Raw genomic sequence first — 17201 nt, 5'->3', positions numbered from 1 at the left:
CGAACGCGCGGCGTGTTTCCGCGTCGGCATTCCGCAACCAGGCTTTTGAGACGCGCACCGCCTTGGGGAGAAACTTGTCGAACAAGTTGGGGTGATACTTGGCGCTCATTATCCGAACCCCAAGCCGCGCTCTTTGAGCGACACAAATTTGTTGCCGCCCAGGACTAGATGATCGAGCACATCAATGTCGAGCAGTTTGCCGGCGTTGACGATCTCGCGCGTAACTGCCACATCTTCTGGTGACGGTGATGGATCACCGGAGGGGTGATTGTGGGCGACAATCATCGCAGCGGCTTTCGCGCGGATGGCTTCGGCGAACAGTTCCGCCACGCGAATCACGGTCGTGTGCAAGGAGCCGCGATAGACGGTGACGATGCGCCGCACATGGTTCTTGGTATCGAACAAGACCACGCGCATTTCTTCTTGCTCAAGCAAGCGCATGTCCGTCAGCAGTTGCGCGGCATCGGCGGGCGATTTGACAATGGGCGTTTCGTCGAGCACCTGCGCCAGTTCGTTCAAGCGCACGGCGGCACGCAGAGCGGCAACCCGTCGCTCCGTCATGCCGCGTACGTTCAACAGATAGCCGTCACTCGCGCGGACGACCTCACGCACCGAACCGAACTCTTGCAAGAGTCGCCCAGGCAGGATGGCATCGCCGACACCCAAGAGGACCTGCAAAACCTCGTGGGCGTTCCATTGGGGCTTGGCGATCACCACGTCGAGCGCGGTCGCCTCACGCAAGAGTTTCACCGCATCGTCGCCGCGTTCCTCATCCGTGTATGCCTGGGAATTTTGGCGGATCCGTGCAAGCCGTTTCGATTCCGGCAAAGCACCCAGCACGTCACGCATCTCGGCTTCTTTCCGTTTGGCTCGGATGGCATCGCCGGCGGCGCAATTGCAGAGGACCGGCTTTTTCTTCGGGTCTGCTTTGACCCAGCCCGTATCAAGACAAATCCCGCACGTTGCCATGCGGGATTGCTCAACCTGGGTTTGATTTGGTTCAAACGCTTGTTGCTGAACGCGGATCGGCGTTTGTGAGAACAAGGGCAAATCGTCATTGCGGTCACCGAACAGATTACCCTGCGGCATCGTTCGCCTCCGCGTCGCACGCCGGGCAGTAGGGTTGCTGACAGCGCGGGCAAATGGTTCGCTCGCCGGGTTCGGTGGGCGGGACCGCCATCACTTCGTTGTCGGCGCATTGGTGAATCAATTTTCCCAGCCACGTGCCATGCTCGCCGTGTGGATCATCGGCAGGGTCTTGTTCTTCATGCAAGACGGCGTGATGCTCGCTCGCATCCAGCCGCCGCGCCATTTCGATTTTGTCTGCGTCCATCACCAAGACGACCGCGAGACGATGTTCGCAGACAACGTGTCTTTCACCGCACGAGCATTTTTTGTTTTCGACGTGGAACGGTTGACCGAGGGTGCCCACGTCAAACGCGGTATGCGCGTCATTCGCCGGACGGACGGCACCAGCATCAATCAACTTGCGCGCGGTTTTCAGACGGTCCTTGTCCGCGTAGTGCGGATAGGTTTTGCGGAAAGTCCGTACGGCTTGACTCAGCGCGGTCTTCGCAGGTATAATGCAACCGTAAGTCGCGGTGCATGTCTCTTTGAGCGTGCGCCCAACTGCGCCCGTTGATGTCTCTAGCATCGCGGGCGCGTTTTCGTTCTCGGTGTACGTCTCCTGACTTTCAGGCAACTCCAACTCCAAGCCCAGGTTTTTCGCAATCGTCTCGAACGTCTGTTGTGGCGAGAGACATAAACCCCAGTAGTGACGAAGCAAATACGGCTCGATCACTCCCGCCGTTTCGCCCCAGTACGTCATGCAGAGCGCATCGAGTTCTAACTGCCAATCGTGCAAGTTCCATCGTGCAGACATTTCAACCTCTCAAGTGTGTGTGAATTTGGATTGGTCTTACAAAACAAACTGGGTCTGATCGCTCAAACCCAGTTTGACTTGCTCTTGATTTTTCTCGAGCACACCGCGCAAGATCGGGATGGACGGCGAGAGAGTTGTGAGGAACGTAGCCTCCCAGCCCTTTGCGGCGTAAAACGCGGCGATGTCGGCGGGCGATTTGCCCGGCTTGACCTTGCCGCGAATCTTCCAGCCCGGACACGTCGCAGCGCGCCCGTGCCAACGGGTCGTCACTTTTTCGAGTACGGTACCGTCACTCATGTACGCGCGCTCGTAAACGTGTCCCTTAATGTCGGGATCGTCCTGGGCAGCTTGGTCCAGGCGCACGCGCACGAGTTCCGCGCCGTGCTTTTTCAAAACTGCCATTTCAAAAACTCCTCAAGTTGAATTCTCGTCGCTTCCCAGGTCTGCCGCGATGCCGGACAAGTCAACGGAGCATCGTTCTCTTTGCCTAACTGGTACTAGCGTTTCCTGTCACGAGTGAGACGGTCACACAGAACCGATTGCGGATGTGTGAATGGATTGATCTGTTCGTCGCTGGGTTGCTTGCGCGTTTCCCTCTTGGCAATCCCGATCTCTGAACGCAGAGAATTGATCTACGGTTGCCGTCGCGGGTTGCAACTTCGCGAGCGCGTTGCGTGAAAGCCCTTCTTCGTGCGTTTTTTTTGCACGAAAGCCAAAGGCTTTCTGTCTGCCCTTCCGCACGGGCGCGCGTCCACCATCAACCCAAAGTGCAATACTGGGCGTGGCAACCTTGGAAAAAAGAAGCGTCTGCCAGGTCACGGCAAGTCAAGGGGCGAAAAATCAAGGTTTGAGTTTGGTCGAAATTTCTGCGCCCGCATGAATGCCGTCATTGCAATACGAGCAGAGAGGAAAGCGAAGAAGAAAAGCCAGAGAGAGGACGGAGAAAAGAGGCAAGGCATTCGCCGGGCGCGTTCAGAAATTTTGTCCAAACTCGAACATCCTTAGATGCCCCTTGACCTTGCCGCGCGCGTTCCGTGCGATCCCCCCCGCCGCGTTCATCGTTCCAGCGCGAGGAACAACCAGCACAGCTACAGCACAACATCAAAGGAAACATTCGAGCGCAAGCAGGAATGACCTTTGAGAAGAGAAGAGACACGATTGCCCGACAAAGGGGTGTGGAGAAAAACCGAGGTGGCATTTCCAGAGAGGGGTGCGGGAACACGCAGAAAAATTTGCCGCGATAAGCGTGCGGAGCACGCCCTTACAAATTTTTCGCTCGTTCCCGCCGGGGAGAGACTTCTCCCCGAAAACAATCTCTTGACACACTTTTATCGCCGGCGCATCGAGCAAGAACGAGTGAAATAAAACCGTGTCGAATTAGCAAATTTGTGCTATAATGGGATTATGAATGAGCAAATGTTAAGTGATTTGCTTTTCCTGCTTTCCAAGGGCATTCGTATCGAGATTATTCCTCAACCGCGCATCAATCCTAGAGGTATGGTGTATCGGGTTTATTTCTTTCGTCCGCAACGCCATCCATTCATCGGCTCATTTGCGATTGCCAATGCAAAAAAAGAACTCGCCGAACTTTTCGCAGAAGTCCGGCGAGTGCATCAAGTCCTATCCTAGTTTTTAATTCGGCGAGTATCCCCCCAGTCGCCATATCACTTTTTCGATGTAGTCAAGCGCAAGGTCGAGTTTGTCGGTGAATAGATTTTGCTCGCCCTCGAAGGTTCGTTCGATTCGCTCGACGTATTCCTTGCTAACCGTGCCGCGTGTATGTTCGCATCGTGTCCCATCGGGTTGTACCCACCACAATTTGAGCGTGTAATTTTTGCCGCAGTCGTTTTGGGGCATAAAATCATCATCGCCCCATTGCAACCATGCTTGCCCTTGATGTGGTTTGGCTTCTTCCTCCGGCAAACCATTTGCCATCACGACTGCCAATGCCACAAGCAGGAAAACGACCACAAACCATTTCAGATCGAACATTCGCATTGTCATTTCGATGCTCCTTCGAGTTGAATCTGTCCGCGTTTGCGCCGTTCGTTGCAATTCGGACATAGGTTTTTCAAAAACGCCTTGCCCTTCCAGATCTCGAACATCTTCGCGTTGACCGTCTGCGGTCGTCCACAATGCCCGCACTTCATTCCTGCATTCACGCGAAACGGAATGACCCACAATCGGTTGAGGTCAATCGCCACAAGGTCTGTCACTTCTTCACTCCTCCCACCTCCTTGGATTTCGTACGTCGCTTAGTTTTTTCCACACGCCGATTCCCAGGATGACGATGCACCCGGCGGCGAGCGTAATGAGACAATCGAGTACTGGCATTTTCCCCTCTCAACTTTCGCAACCACAACTTACGGCACTCGCCCTTGTTGTGCTTGCAGTAGACGCGGCGACGGTCTGCCCAAAAGAAATAGTTGCCGTGTCCTCTGCATTGCATCGGCGGTGTTTCCACATAGACCAGCGGCGGTAGATCAACCTGGGTTATCAAGCGCACGCTCGTCCGCGGCGTCATATCGCGGAACTTCCAAAACTGTTCCGCGAATTTCGGATGCGCTTTCTTACTCCCACCTTCCAAGTGTTTGATGTGGCTCCGCGAACATCCAAACTTCTTACCAAACTGGGTCGCGGACAGGCCCAGGTTAGCGCGCAATTCGCGAATTTCCTTCGCCGACGGCAATCGCGTGAGAGCCACGATTGTGGGCTTCTTGGACTCGGATGCCTTGCCGCGTTTTTTTGCGCCTCTCAAGCCACGAGCACTACTTTTGACACTAGGGGTTTTTGCCTTTTTTGACTTTCCGTGACCCCTCTTTTTTGGCGGGGTAGGGGTGTCTGCGTTTCTCATCGTTGCCTCTGCATCATCTCTTGCGCCAGCTCGCGCTTACGCAGTCGAATCAGCGACTTGGCAAACCGATCCGCTTGTTCGTTGCGTTCATCTCCACCATGCCCAGGAACGTGTACCCATTCGACCTGCAACCCTTTCGTCGCAATCAGTTGGTCAATGTGATTGGAGATCACCGCACATTGAGCATTCTTCCGCTCATATGTTCCAATCATCCATTGCACGACCAGGTTGCTGTCGGTGTAAACGACGACGCGCGCATTCGTGTCCACGAATTCAAGCGCACGCTCGACTGCGCGCAGTTCCATCAGATTGTTCGTCGTGTGATCTTCTGCTTGACCGAGGCGCACATCATCACCTTGCTCATCCACGATGATGGATGCCCAAGCCCCAATCCCAGGATTGCCTGAGCACGCGCCGTCCGTCCAAATTCGATACTGCATTTCATGCCTCCTGTTTTATTTCGTCCCAGGTTTACTGGGTCGTTCGCATAGCGTTGCTTAGTAAAGGAAACGAAACGCCTGGGAAGCCCCCTGTCACCAGAGGGCGCTGCCGCGTATGAGGTATCCGATACGGAGCTGTCGCTGATCCCTCCGTTATTTATGCCTGGTGCGTTTTGGTGCATCGCCGGGTCAGATGTTCCGCGATTCACACCCAGGATTATTTACCGGTGTCTGGCGGGTCGCTGAAGCGTTCCCTGTGCGTTCCTTGGCTTGCAAGTGGCGGGAATATCCATTCCGCTTTGGCGCCTGAACCTGCAAGGTCGTACCGAGTCACTTGTGCCGTCCCGCATCCTTTTGCGTTCGTGGCGATCGCGCTATGTTCAGACTCGACGACAAGCCGCATCGGTCCTGCCTGTGCCAATCATCATCACCGCGCATTTTTTGACTTAGAACTGATGTTCTGATACAATCAACGGTGTGACGGACGTACTCTTTCTCACCTTGAGCATTGCTGGTGTGCTCGCCCTGCTCATCGCTCTGCAGCGGTACCGCCGACGACAGCGGCAAGTCACTCCAGCCCCGATGATGCAGGTCATCACACCTTCGACTTCTCCGACTAACCGAACCTGGTTATGGGATTCGCTCACCTCTCGCGAAACCCAGGTCGCTCGTCTCGTCGCTCGCGGGATGCGCAACGCCGACATCGCACGGGAATTGAACATCTCCGTCCACACCGTCGAGTCCCACCTCAAGCACATCTACGCCAAGCTTGACGTGCACACCCGCGTCGAACTCGCGCGCCTCCTCCGCGACTTAACCGATTGACCTTCGCCTCATGGCGTGGCCAAGCGCCATTCCCCACCGACGATACAGATGCTGCGTGACTTGCGGCTCGCCGTCAGGCGAATGTAGCCGGCGTTCTGCAAGCGATGCAGTTGATACAGCGCGACACTCCGGCTGGAAATGCCGCACGCCTTCATTAGTTCGACCAGCGATGGAGAGTTGCCATCGTGGTGGGTTTTGTATGTGACGATCCACTGGAAAATCTTCTGAATGTCGTGAACGGTCCGCTCGTTTGTTCGTTTCATTGCTTTCTGACCTGATTTGTGATACAGTGTGGGTGGAAGGCGGACTTGCTTCCCACGGCTGATCCGCCCTCCACCACGTTTCGTGCGCGGCATCCATTTGCCGCGCTGTTTTATTTCCGTTACTGGGGAGTAACGGAAATCCGTGATACGGAAATCACGGGAAAATACCGGATTTTTTGTTGCGCGGCATCCTTCTGCCGCGCTTTTCTATTTCGGCTACCGAGGAGTAACGGATATCCGTGATACGGAAATCACGGGAAAATACCGGATTTTTTGTTGCGCGGCATCCTTCTACCGTGCTTTTGATTTCGGCGACCGAGGAGTAACGGATATCCGTGATCGAAAAATCACGGAAAAATCCCGTCTTTCGGTGATAGAACGCAAGTTCTGAATGTGCTACCCTACCGTCAAAGACCACGAGGAGTGTGCGATGGAACTCGAACGCGCAATTGAAATGTATCTCTCGGCGCATCACGGGATGATCAGCCCCAAGACCATGCGCATTTACAAGCAATCGCTGGGCGTCCTGCGGGATTACCTTGGCAATCATGATATGTCTACCGTCACACTCGACGATTTGCGCGCGTATCGCGCATCGTTGTTTGAGCGCGACGAACGCTATGCCTCGAATACATCGCGACCGCGTGAGCGGGGATATCTCTCGATCTGGACCATTCACGGTCACGTCCGAGTTGTCCGACAATTCTTTCGTTGGCATTTCAACGAAGGCAAAATCGAAAAGAATCCGGCGGCTCGTTTGGAACTGCCGGCATTGGGGAACGAACCACCCAAGGGGATACGGGAGACAGACATGCAAAAAATGCTCGCAGTCGCTAAAGCATCCCCGCGCAATTACGCGCTGTTGATGTTTCTGGCGGATACGGGATGTCGTTTGGGAGGTGTGGTCGGGCTTGAACTCACCGACCTCGATTTGGAAAAACGCCAGGCGATTGTGCGCGAGAAGGGCAAGCATGGAAGGAAAAAAGTCCGCGCGGTTTTTTTCAATCCGCCGACCGCAGAGGCATTGCGCACATGGTTGGAAGAGCGCAAACAAATGAGGAAGGCACAGACAACGACGCGGGTGTTCGTCGGTCGTAAAGGGCCACTGACGCCGGCGGGTCTGTATCAGACCATCAAGGGAATAGGCAAAAGTGCGGGCATCAAAGGGCGATTCAACCCGCACAGTTTCCGGCATGGACTGGCGCGCTCTCTTTTGGAGCGCGGTTTGGATCTCGGGCGGGTTAGCCGGATTCTCGGTCACAGTGACGAACAAGTCACGGCGCAGTTCTATGGTGTTTTCAGCCAACAGGAACTTGCGGACGCGCACGACAAGTACTCTTGGATCCAAGAACCCTAGAAAATAAAAGACCGACCGCTTAGACAGAATATCTGCTCGATTAGAACATCCATTCTATCGTAAGCGGCCGGTTTTCAGTTCAAGTCTGAAAGGTGGCTTTCAAAAACATAACGCGCAAGTCTCGGACCAAGTAATGGTTTCAAGACTTGCGCGTTGTTGTTTTCTGGGAACCGAAAATGTTAGCGCGCAAGTGCGCGGCAAATCATACGGTACGCAATTACTCCGCCCGCGTTTGCGAAGGATGGCATCCGGGATTAAAATGCGTCTCGCGGCGACGAAATAGGTTGGCTTTTTTCTCGACGACATTTTCAAACTCGCCGCGAGAAAACGGAGACCACTTTGCGTATCCTGCACGGTTCTTGGTTGATCGGCGACAACCCAGAACGACAAGGCGCGTTCGCGCTCTGGGCGGAAACGAACGTTACACGCGCCGCTGCGCGCACGCGCGAGCATCCCTTCGCCGCGTCCACACGCGATTTGCGAAGCATGTTGCGCGAACTGTCGCTCGACGGCTGGAGCGCGCAAGAATCTACGCTCACACTGATGCTGCCCTCCACGCGCGCCGCGCCACAACCCTCGCTCGAAATTCTACGCGATGACGCGGCAGGCACGCCGCGCGGCACGGTTCGCGTCAAGCTCGCGCAATGGCACACCGACGCGCTGACCTTTTCACCCGAAGAAACCCTCGACCTGCTCGCGAGTTTGCCATCCCAGGACGAACTACTTCCTGGGATCAAGATTGGCAACGACCTACGCTATTGGCAAGTCGTTGCCAAGTTCGCATTCGAATTGCTGGCGCGCCAACGCATCAAACCGACCCTGGAAAAACGCAACGCGCAATTCCTCGCGCGCTGGCAACCACTCGTGGATGAACCGAGCGAACAAGAACGACTGACGCGCCTGACGACATACGGCGCGCTGCCGCCGATTTGCCGCGCGATTTTTCGCGACGATAAACACGCCAAGCGCGATGCACCCGCGCCGCGTGATTTGCTCGATAACTTTCTCGCGACGACGATGGATGCGTTCGCGCGCGCGAACCTTGATTGGGGACGCTATCTGCCCGACGCGCACAAAAACATCGCGGAGGCATGGCTCGACGCGTTGGGCAATGAGACAAGCATCGTCGAAGAATCCACCGCGAACCTGAACGCGTTCTACGAACAATACCGCGCGTGGGCAGAACCTATCGGCACAGCGCACGGCGATACATTTCGCATCTGCTTCCGTCTCGATCCGCCAGAAACCGCGAACGCCGAAGGCATTGTTACGCCCAAAGCGAGCGCACGCAATTGGGCGGTGCGCTATCTTTTGCAAGCGAACGACGATCCCAGTTTGCTTGTGCCCGCCGATGCCGTCTGGCGCGAACGCGGCAATGCGCTCAAATTCCTGAATCGCAAATTCGATGCACCGCAAGAACACTTGCTCGCCGGGCTGGGTCTCGCCTCGAAAATGTTTGCGCCAATCGAAGCGAGTCTTCGCACCGCGCGACCCGAAGCGTGCGCGTTGAACGTCGAGCAAGCGTACACGTTCATCCGTGAAACGGCGATGTTGTTGCAATCGTCGGGCTTTGGCGTGCTCATCCCAGGGATCAGCAGCAAGCTGGGTGTGCGCGTCAATCTGAAAAGCAAAAAGCAGTCGCCGCAGCAAAAAGGTGGAGTGGCGTCGCTCACGTTCGATTCAGTCATTCAGTACGATTGGCAACTCGCGCTTGGCGGTGAAACATTATCGCGTGAAGAATTTGAGCGACTCGCCAATTTAAAAGTGCCACTCGTCCAAGTGCGCGGGCAGTGGGTAGAGATTCGCCCCGAGCAAATCGAGCAGGCGATCAAATTCTGGGAGAAGCAAAAGAGCACGAGTGAGATGTCATTGCAAGACGCGTTGCGCCTCGCACTCTCGCTCGAACCGACGAAGACGAATGTCGGTTTGCCGGTCACCGGTGTCGCGGCGGAGGGCTGGATCGCCGAGTTGCTCGAGCAACTCGGGCGCGGCGAAAAACTCGCGACGATTGCCGCGCCGGGTTCGTTTCGCGGAACGTTGCGCCACTATCAAACGGCGGGCTTGTCCTGGCTCGCGTTTCTGCGCCAGTGGGAACTGGGCGCGTGTCTCGCGGACGATATGGGCTTGGGTAAGACGCCGACGACGATTGCCTTTCTGCTCGCCGAACGCGTACAACGCGACCAGACCAAACCCGCGCTCGTCATTTGCCCGACCTCGGTTGTCAGCAACTGGGAACGCGAGTTGTCGCGCTTTGCGCCCGATCTGCGCGTGCACATTCATCACGGCGCGACGCGCAAGAAAACCGAACTCGCCCAGCACGCCGCGCAAGCGGATGTCGTGCTCAGTTCGTACGCGCTGTTGCATCGCGATGTCGAACAACTCGCGCAAGTCGCCTGGAGCGACGTAATTCTCGATGAAGCGCAGAACATCAAAAATCCGACGACGAAGCAAGCGCAAGCCGCGCGCAAAATTGGCGCGAACGCGGAATGGCGCGCCGCGCTCACCGGCACGCCGGTCGAAAATCGCTTGACCGAACTCTGGAGCATTTTCCAATTTCTCAATCCCGACTTCCTGGGATCGCAAAACGATTTCTACAATCGCTTCGCCAAACCGATTGAACGCACGAATGACGCAAACGCGACCAAGCGACTCAAGTCGCTGGTCAGTCCATTCATTCTCCGCCGCGTGAAAACCGATCCGAACGTCATTAGCGATCTGCCGCAAAAGAACGAGATGAAAGTATTCTGCAATTTGACAAAAGAGCAGGCGACACTTTACGAAGCCGTCGTGCGCGATTCGCTCAAGCGGATCGAAGAAGCCGAAGGCATCAACCGGCGCGGCATCGTGTTGGCGACGCTGATGAAATTGAAACAGGTGTGCAATCATCCCGCGCAATTCCTGGGTGATGGGAGCGCGCTCGTCGGACGGAGCGGCAAGCTCGCCCGTTTGAGCGAGATGCTCGACGAAGTGCGCGCCGTCAAAGATCGCGCGCTCATCTTCACACAGTTTGCGGAGATGGGCACGCTGCTCAAAGCGTACTTGCAAGAAACATTCGGCGATGAAGTTTTGTTCTTGCACGGCGGCGTCCCGGCAAAGGCACGCACGAAAATGATCGAACGCTTTCAGGACGATCCGAACGGACCGCTGATTTTTATTCTCTCGATCAAAGCGGGCGGTACGGGATTGAATCTGATGCGCGCGAACCACGTGTTCCATTTTGATCGCTGGTGGAACCCCGCGGTGGAGAACCAGGCGACCGACCGCGCGTTTCGCATTGGGCAAACGAAAAACGTACAAGTGCACAAGTATTTGTGCGCGGGCACCTTCGAGGAAAAGATTGACGCGATGATCGAACGCAAAAAGGTGCTCGCGGAAAGTATCGTCGGCACGAGCGAAGCGTGGATCACCGAGATGACGACGGAGCAATTGCGCGAATTGTTTGTGTTGAGGGCAGAAGTTGGAGATTAGAAATTGGAAGTTAGAAGTTGGAAATTAGAAGGTTGGAGATTGGAATGCGGCTTGTCCAACATCCAGTTTCTAACCACCAACTTCCAAACGGGGTTGATATGGGCTACTGGGGCTGGTATCCAAAATCGAAACCGCGCCGGCAGGCAAATGGGATCAAGGCGCAAAGCGGTAGACAATTCGGCAAGACCTGGTGGGCGAGCAAGTGGCTCACCGCGCTCGAACGTCTGGTGGACTCGGGACGCTTGGCGCGCGGCAGATCGTACGCGCGCAGTGGACAAGTGTTGAATCTCGACATCAAGCCAGGTCGCGTGGACTCGCGCGTGCAGGGCAGTATGCCCAAGCCGTATCAAGTGCAAGTCGCCATCAAGCCGCTGTCGGACAAGGACTGGAATCGCGTCGCCGATGCAATGGCAGAGCAAGCGATCTTTGCCGCGAAACTTTTATCCGGCGAGATGCCGCAGAATATTGAAGAAGCATTTGCATCGGCGAAGGTGAATTTGTTTCCCGCGTCGAAAGGCGATTTGGAAACCGAGTGCTCGTGCCCCGATTGGTCAAATCCCTGCAAGCATATCGCGGCAGTGTACTATCTGCTCGGCGAGCAATTCGATGCCGACCCGTTTTTGCTCTTCCGACTGCGTGGCAAAAGCAAGGATGAAATCATCGCGATGCTGCGTGCGCGCCGCTCCGCGCCCGAACCCGAAAGCGAGTCGGCGCAAGAAACGACGCGCAAACCGCGCGTCCCAGTCGAGCCGGTGATTCCGCTCGAAAAATATCTCGACCGATTCTGGGAGGCGGAGCAAGACCTCGCCGATTTCCAGGTTCGCATCGAAGCGCCCACCGTAGATGCGGCACCCGTCAAGCGATTGGGCGCGCCGGGGTTTTGGCGCGACAGCAAGGTGGATTTCATCGTGCTGTTCGCGCGCGCGTATCGCGGATTAAGTGAAGTCAGTTTGCACGCGGCGATGGGAGAGCAGGATACGGAGCGTTGAGAATTAGTAAACGCACGCGACACCACACCCCAGTCCTGGTTTTGAATCGTATTTTTGAGAGAGTTGTGGTAGAATAGAGATAGAGCAAGTAGCAACGGAATCCAAGATGATGCGCTTGAGAATCCTGAGGGCTTATGAACATCCCACGCGCGCCGGCTCTTGAACGAGTTTTCTCCTTGTTTGTATTGCTCATTACTCTAGTGGCTTTGTTATTTGTAGCAGTCTGGAGCATTGTCTTACTGGGTTGGCCCAGCGGAGCCGCGCTTGTACTCACCAAGTCTATCCCCCTGAACAACAGCGAAACACTTCAAGTAGACTACCCGGCAGTCATTCTGGCGGATAGCAAACCCAGAACGCTCACTTTCACGCGACCTCCTTCGATTACCGCTACCGATACACTGACTATTACAGTAGCAGTTTCCCAGCTACTGCGATTCATTTCGCCAAATTCTCAATTGGCTCCCCTGGCCACGTCAATTACGTTTCCTGCCTCAACGACGGAATCCCAGATGTCATCCGTGGCAATTGTAAACGCACAGAAAGCAACGTGCAATCCATTCTCTTTCCGGGCAGATGACATATTCCGAATCATGCTAATCAAAGCAACTTTCCGGTGCATTTCAACTCCGCAGGCAATCGTCATTTCGCCCGCTATCGGAACTGAGCAAAAACTAGGACTGGAAGTCGAAACAACTTTCGCGGCGGCGCTTCGCGATTTTGTCAACAACGAAAAGAGCGACAAAAGCCCACTGATTTTTTTGGCGGCGGCACTTTTTTCTGCCGTTGTTTGGTCCTATACGCAGATTCAGAATCTGCGAGATAAAAACAAGAAACTCGCTGAAGAAAAATCAGACAAGGACAAACAACTCGCCGAAACACAACTAGAAGATTTCCGAACGTACCTGCGAAAGCGCGAAGCTATCAAAGCAAGTGAGACATTTGAAAAGCTAAAGCAGCTAGCATCAGAAGAGCACGTTTCACAAACTGATTTGCAACGCATGCAGCAACTCATGGATATTACGCATGGCAAGTTAAACAATGAGATACTCGAACAACTGTTGCCAACGTGGGGCGAAGAAACAGCGCATTCTATATTGTATGCGAAAAGTCAAGGTAAGATAGATGCGATTTCTCTACTGAATTACATTCGAAGATTGTACGGTCACGCTCCTGCCGAACTCATTGAAACAGCGATGGCAAAGGCGCGTGTTGAAATGCAAGTTGATCCGATTCAATCGCGTAGTTGGCCCACGCGCCCTAATCCAATACGTCAAGAAGAATTATTTCTCCCTGACACAATCGGAAACAGACTCAGAAATGCCAACCCTTTTCCCAATCCTACTGCTGAGGAAGAAGAGTCGCTTTTGTTTTCCTCGACAGGCTCTTTCTGGAACGATCATCCTTTGCAGCAACAAATGCAAACTGGGATTCGTCCAAAAGGAGTCTGGGGCTTGGAAGGCACTGGAAGGACGGCACTGGCACTCGGATTGGGAAAATACACCGCCGAGAAAGAGGTTCTCGTTTGCTACCTGCGCGGATTGCCTCAACTACCTGAGATTCAAGCAGAATTTGCTAAAAGAATTCTTGAGTTTGTGTGCATCCATCCAACCTGGCTCAGTCCACTCGGACAAGATGAGCGCAGTTTGATTGCGCAGTTTTGTGCGACTTACTTGGGCAAAGAAATCGCTTTGGCAGAGATCGGCTTCCTCTCTTCTCAACAAATGAAATGGTTGGATACTGCTAGAGATCTTGCACAACGGAAACTGTGGGAGAGCGAAGTCTCAATACAATTGCGTCTCCTCAAAGAACAAATCCAAGTTCCGCTGTCTGATCGTGCCTTGTTCCATTCTCAGTGGATCCAAGCACTGAAACAATGTGCCCATTCGTTGGGATTTGGCAAAGGCGTCTGGCTAGTCTTAGATGTCGAGGGGTTCGGATGGATCGAGTGGTTTACCAAATCCCTATTACCAAATTTACAGCAATGGACTGCCGCCGATATAGTCATCAGAATCTTTGTTCCCGAAGACCCAACTCCTAGTTTGAGTATGCCGCTCAAAAAATCTCTGGACGGACAAATCACTTTTGAAGAACTGCATTGGCGTAAGACAGAGACACGGGACGATTTTGAAAAAATGATCCACTGGCGTTTTGAGCGATTCTGCAATGCCTTCGGAATTCATACCCAACTCGACGATTTGTTTCAGGGTGATGCGTTTCAAAAAATGATTCAAGCCGCCGATTACAATCCCGGTTGCTTTATCCGATTGTGGAATGCAATTGCACAATCCAATCCACTGAATGGACGAATTACCGAAAATGTATTGCGCGAAGCGGAGAACAAGGTAAAATGCCGCTAGCATTTGCGAATTGGACTTTTGCGCCCAGCGCATCGCGGTCTGACGAAGAGAACGAGCGTTGGTGGCAGGAATGCTATCTGCCAAACCCGGTGGAGAGTGTTCTCTCTAGCCAAGCCCACTGGCGTCTGATCACCGGCAGTATGGGTAGTGGCAGGTCGGTTGTATTGGATGCCCTGGAGCGGCACGCGCGCCAAACCGCCCTTGTGTTGCGCTATGCTTCTTCGGCTTGGCCCGGCGCGCAGAACGTCATCAAGAAAGACGGCAACCATCTAAGTCAGATTATGTCACTTGCCTCGCTTGCCCTCCAGAAAATTCTTGGCGACGCGCCAGATAAACTAGACTCTCTTTCTACGACGCAACGCGAGTTTTTACGTTGGCTCATCGAAAAATTCACCGGCAGACGCGCGTACTCTCGCTGGCTGGATGGAATGTCGGACGATCACGCGCAGATGATGCGCGATGTTCTCTTTGAAGATATTTATCATACAGACACCGAGACGTTGGACATCCAGGGACAAATCGAGGAACTCCTCGGAGTGAGTCGCCGATTAGGTCTCCAGCAAGTCTTGATCTTTTCAGACGTGGAGCATGTGTTGTCGCAAACTCAGATGGAAAACCTGGAACATCTGGTCACTTGGCTAGAGCTGATGCACCACCCAGGGCTGACGCTGATCGCCGCATTACCAGCGCATTTGTGCGATGACAAACTCAGAGCCAGAACGCGCGGACGCGTCGCGATCGTTCCCCTGCAATGGACTGAGGAGCAGTCCATCGAGATCGCAAACCGGCATATCCGCGTTTCGACGAATGGAGCAATTCAAACGATTGGCGAATTGATGACCCAGCGCATGTCGAAACGCCTTGCCGAGATAGTGGATGAGGAATTTGAAGAACCCGTGCCGTCGGCTTGGGTCGGACTCGCGCAAGTACTGTTGCAATTCGCTTCCCAGTACTCCCTTCCCCTCGATGTGCTTCACTTCGACGAAGTGAAACGCGAGTATTTTCGAAAATGCTTGCAACTGCGTCCTGATCCGGTACCAACTCACCGCGGCGTCTGGCGTGGTCCCAAGTTCATCCCGCTCGATGTGCAACCATTCAGATTTCTTCAGACCTTGTGTCAAACTCCGGGCAAAGCATTCGATTTGGAAGATCCGCAACTCAATGATGTTGCCGGTTCAAAGGGCAATGTCCACACGCTCGCACGAAGAATAAGGAAAGTGATCGAACCCGATCCTAAACAGCCGATCTATCTTCAAAATCGTAGGGATGAGGGCTACTGGGTAGATGGCGTCAAAGACTCATGACACGGTTGTGTCAGACACGCGTAATCGTTGTGACAGCAACGTGTAATCCTCTAGTGCCTTTTTCCCCCATTTTGATTTCCACTTGTAGTATAATCTGTGCCCGAACGATTGAAATACTCTCTTGTGTTGATGGCTATTGATGATTCAATGAGTCATTTATCAACCTAGTCCATGGCTCGCCATTTCGACCTTTGAAGTACCTCGTGGAGCGATTATGCTGCCAGTGCCTGCGCGGCAGACTTATCTGAACACAATCGGGTTACAGCTCGATCCGTTTGCAACACCGGTTGCTGAGCAAGAAATATCCAGCGTACCCACGCCGGCTGATCTATTCTCGTATTATACTCCTTCGCCGCTTTCCCCTCTGTTAGAAAACAAAAACACGTTTCAGACGCTCCGAACGGCACGCCATATATTTGTGTATGGTGACCCAGGTAGCGGTAAGACCACTTTGCGTCTCGCCGTCGAAGCAGACTGTCGAACTGAACTCGACGAATCACTGGCGGTGACGTACGAATTGAGCGACGATATCCCATTACCGCTTACGGAAAAAGATCACTGGCGGAGACTTGCCAAAGCGCTTGCCATTGATTTGTTCATTCAAATTGCAGAGCAATTCAATCCGCTTGAGACATCCCCGACCCAGGAACAAATCCGCGCACTGGGTCAGCAAATTCTTGTAGGCGAGCGACATCTCCAACGATTGATCCGACAGATTCTCGATCAACCCGCGCCAAACAAACCGCGCGGCATCGCCTCGTATTGGACCTCGATTGGCAAATCCCCGGTGCGATACGTCGCGCCATCACACCAGTTGCTCGAACTTGTCCAACTAGCGCAATCGTCTGCGTCGAACTCATCCATGGCGACCGGCATTGATCTATTGCAAGAAGGATTGGACGCTGCGCGGCTATGGGGGTTCAAGCGCGTACTCGTGTTGACGGACGGCGTAGATGCGCGCGAACGAAAACCAGATGCGATGTTAGCCCTGCTCTTGCCACTTTTAGACAATCTTGAAAATTGGACCGACAAGCCAGTGTATTTCAAGTTTTTCCTTCCTTTGGAACTTGAATCCGTGGTCACAAAGCATTTGCTAAAGTTGCCAGACGCGCCATTTAGGACTATAATAAAGTGGAAAGACGAGTTCCTCCTTCAGTTAGTTGTTCAGCGTTTTCGTTCAGCCGGCTCGCGCTATACCAGTTTCGATCAGTTAGCGGGAGATGGTCTCAAAGGAAATCTCGATGCGCTGATTCTTCGATCATCTAATGGCTCGCCGCGTCGGATGTTACGCATTATTAGTTCTTTGATTGACACGCATGCGACTGACGCTCCCCACGAGCCAAAATTCACCAAGCTAGATTGGAATAGAATGAGGCAGGACTGGCAGTACGAACTACCGCTGCCGGTGGCGCTCTAAACTGAACCTGTGCTGATGAACCATGGCGCGGGCAATGCCTGCCTC

15 protein-coding genes are annotated in these 17201 nt (G+C 53.9%); 8 read left to right on the top strand and 7 right to left on the bottom strand.

What is annotated here, in order from left to right:
* Window positions 1–108 precede the first annotated feature (108 nt).
* From radC to HY868_16600, 3 genes are read right to left on the bottom strand one after another with little or no spacing between them, the layout of a single operon-like run.
* On the bottom strand, window positions 109–1089 hold the full coding sequence (gene radC / locus HY868_16610; GenBank protein MBI5303760.1) for a DNA repair protein RadC: 981 nt from the start codon (window positions 1087–1089) through the stop codon (window positions 109–111).
* Window positions 1076–1882 carry a hypothetical protein gene (locus HY868_16605; GenBank protein MBI5303759.1) on the bottom strand — a complete coding sequence of 269 codons (807 nt, stop codon included), beginning with the start codon at window positions 1880–1882 and terminating at the stop codon, window positions 1076–1078. Before HY868_16605 ends, radC begins: the two co-directional genes overlap by 14 nt.
* Window positions 1883–1918: 36 nt before the next feature.
* Window positions 1919–2284: a hypothetical protein gene (locus HY868_16600; protein MBI5303758.1), complete on the bottom strand. Its 366-nt coding sequence runs from the start codon at window positions 2282–2284 to the stop codon at window positions 1919–1921.
* Between the two features lie 1014 nt (window positions 2285–3298).
* Between HY868_16600 and HY868_16595 the strand changes: the two genes are divergently transcribed.
* Window positions 3299–3511: a hypothetical protein gene (locus HY868_16595; protein ID MBI5303757.1), complete on the top strand. Its 213-nt coding sequence runs from the start codon at window positions 3299–3301 to the stop codon at window positions 3509–3511.
* A gap of 3 nt (window positions 3512–3514) precedes the next feature.
* Here the strand turns inward: HY868_16595 and HY868_16590 are convergent, their stop codons facing one another.
* The 3 genes from HY868_16590 to HY868_16580 form a co-directional block, all read right to left on the bottom strand.
* Complete coding sequence (locus HY868_16590; GenBank protein MBI5303756.1) at window positions 3515–3886, bottom strand: hypothetical protein; 372 nt, start codon at window positions 3884–3886, stop codon at window positions 3515–3517.
* A complete protein-coding gene (locus tag HY868_16585) occupies window positions 3883–4098 on the bottom strand; it encodes a hypothetical protein (protein MBI5303755.1) in 216 nt (71 codons plus the stop codon). The genes HY868_16590 and HY868_16585 overlap by 4 nt, the downstream gene beginning before the upstream one ends.
* 634 nt (window positions 4099–4732) lie before the next feature.
* Complete coding sequence (locus HY868_16580) at window positions 4733–5176, bottom strand: reverse transcriptase-like protein (GenBank protein MBI5303754.1); 444 nt, start codon at window positions 5174–5176, stop codon at window positions 4733–4735.
* Window positions 5177–5653: 477 nt separating this feature from the next.
* On the opposite strand from HY868_16580, the gene HY868_16575 reads away from it, so the two are divergent.
* Window positions 5654–6001: a helix-turn-helix transcriptional regulator gene (locus tag HY868_16575; GenBank protein ID MBI5303753.1), complete on the top strand. Its 348-nt coding sequence runs from the start codon at window positions 5654–5656 to the stop codon at window positions 5999–6001.
* Between the two features lie 8 nt (window positions 6002–6009).
* Here HY868_16575 and HY868_16570 read toward each other — a convergent pair whose 3' ends face one another.
* The gene (locus HY868_16570) at window positions 6010–6264 is read right to left on the bottom strand and encodes a hypothetical protein (GenBank protein ID MBI5303752.1); all 255 of its coding nucleotides are present in this window, start codon (window positions 6262–6264) and stop codon (window positions 6010–6012) included.
* 430 nt (window positions 6265–6694) lie between these two features.
* On the opposite strand from HY868_16570, the gene HY868_16565 reads away from it, so the two are divergent.
* The 6 genes from HY868_16565 to HY868_16540 all read left to right on the top strand — a co-directional run bounded on the left by HY868_16565 (window position 6695) and on the right by HY868_16540 (window position 17156).
* Entirely contained in the window at window positions 6695–7621 is a 927-nt protein-coding gene (locus HY868_16565) for a tyrosine-type recombinase/integrase (GenBank protein MBI5303751.1), read from the top strand.
* A 738-nt stretch (window positions 7622–8359) separates the two neighbouring features.
* On the top strand, window positions 8360–11089 hold the full coding sequence (locus tag HY868_16560) for a DEAD/DEAH box helicase (GenBank protein ID MBI5303750.1): 2730 nt from the start codon (window positions 8360–8362) through the stop codon (window positions 11087–11089).
* Window positions 11090–11187: 98 nt separating this feature from the next.
* Window positions 11188–12078, top strand: a complete 891-nt coding sequence (locus HY868_16555) for an SWIM zinc finger family protein (protein MBI5303749.1) — start codon at window positions 11188–11190, stop codon at window positions 12076–12078.
* A 134-nt stretch (window positions 12079–12212) separates the two neighbouring features.
* Complete coding sequence (locus HY868_16550) at window positions 12213–14435, top strand: hypothetical protein (GenBank protein ID MBI5303748.1); 2223 nt, start codon at window positions 12213–12215, stop codon at window positions 14433–14435.
* Window positions 14426–15739, top strand: a complete 1314-nt coding sequence (locus tag HY868_16545) for a winged helix-turn-helix domain-containing protein (protein MBI5303747.1) — start codon at window positions 14426–14428, stop codon at window positions 15737–15739. The genes HY868_16550 and HY868_16545 overlap by 10 nt, the downstream gene beginning before the upstream one ends.
* 214 nt (window positions 15740–15953) lie before the next feature.
* Window positions 15954–17156, top strand: a complete 1203-nt coding sequence (locus tag HY868_16540; GenBank protein MBI5303746.1) for a hypothetical protein — start codon at window positions 15954–15956, stop codon at window positions 17154–17156.
* Window positions 17157–17201 lie beyond the last annotated feature (45 nt).

The sequence above is a fragment of the Chloroflexota bacterium genome, assembly GCA_016219275.1.
In the GTDB taxonomy this organism is placed as follows: domain Bacteria; phylum Chloroflexota; class Anaerolineae; order UBA4142; family UBA4142; genus JACRBM01.
This window is presented reverse-complemented; position numbering and strand designations above follow the sequence as displayed.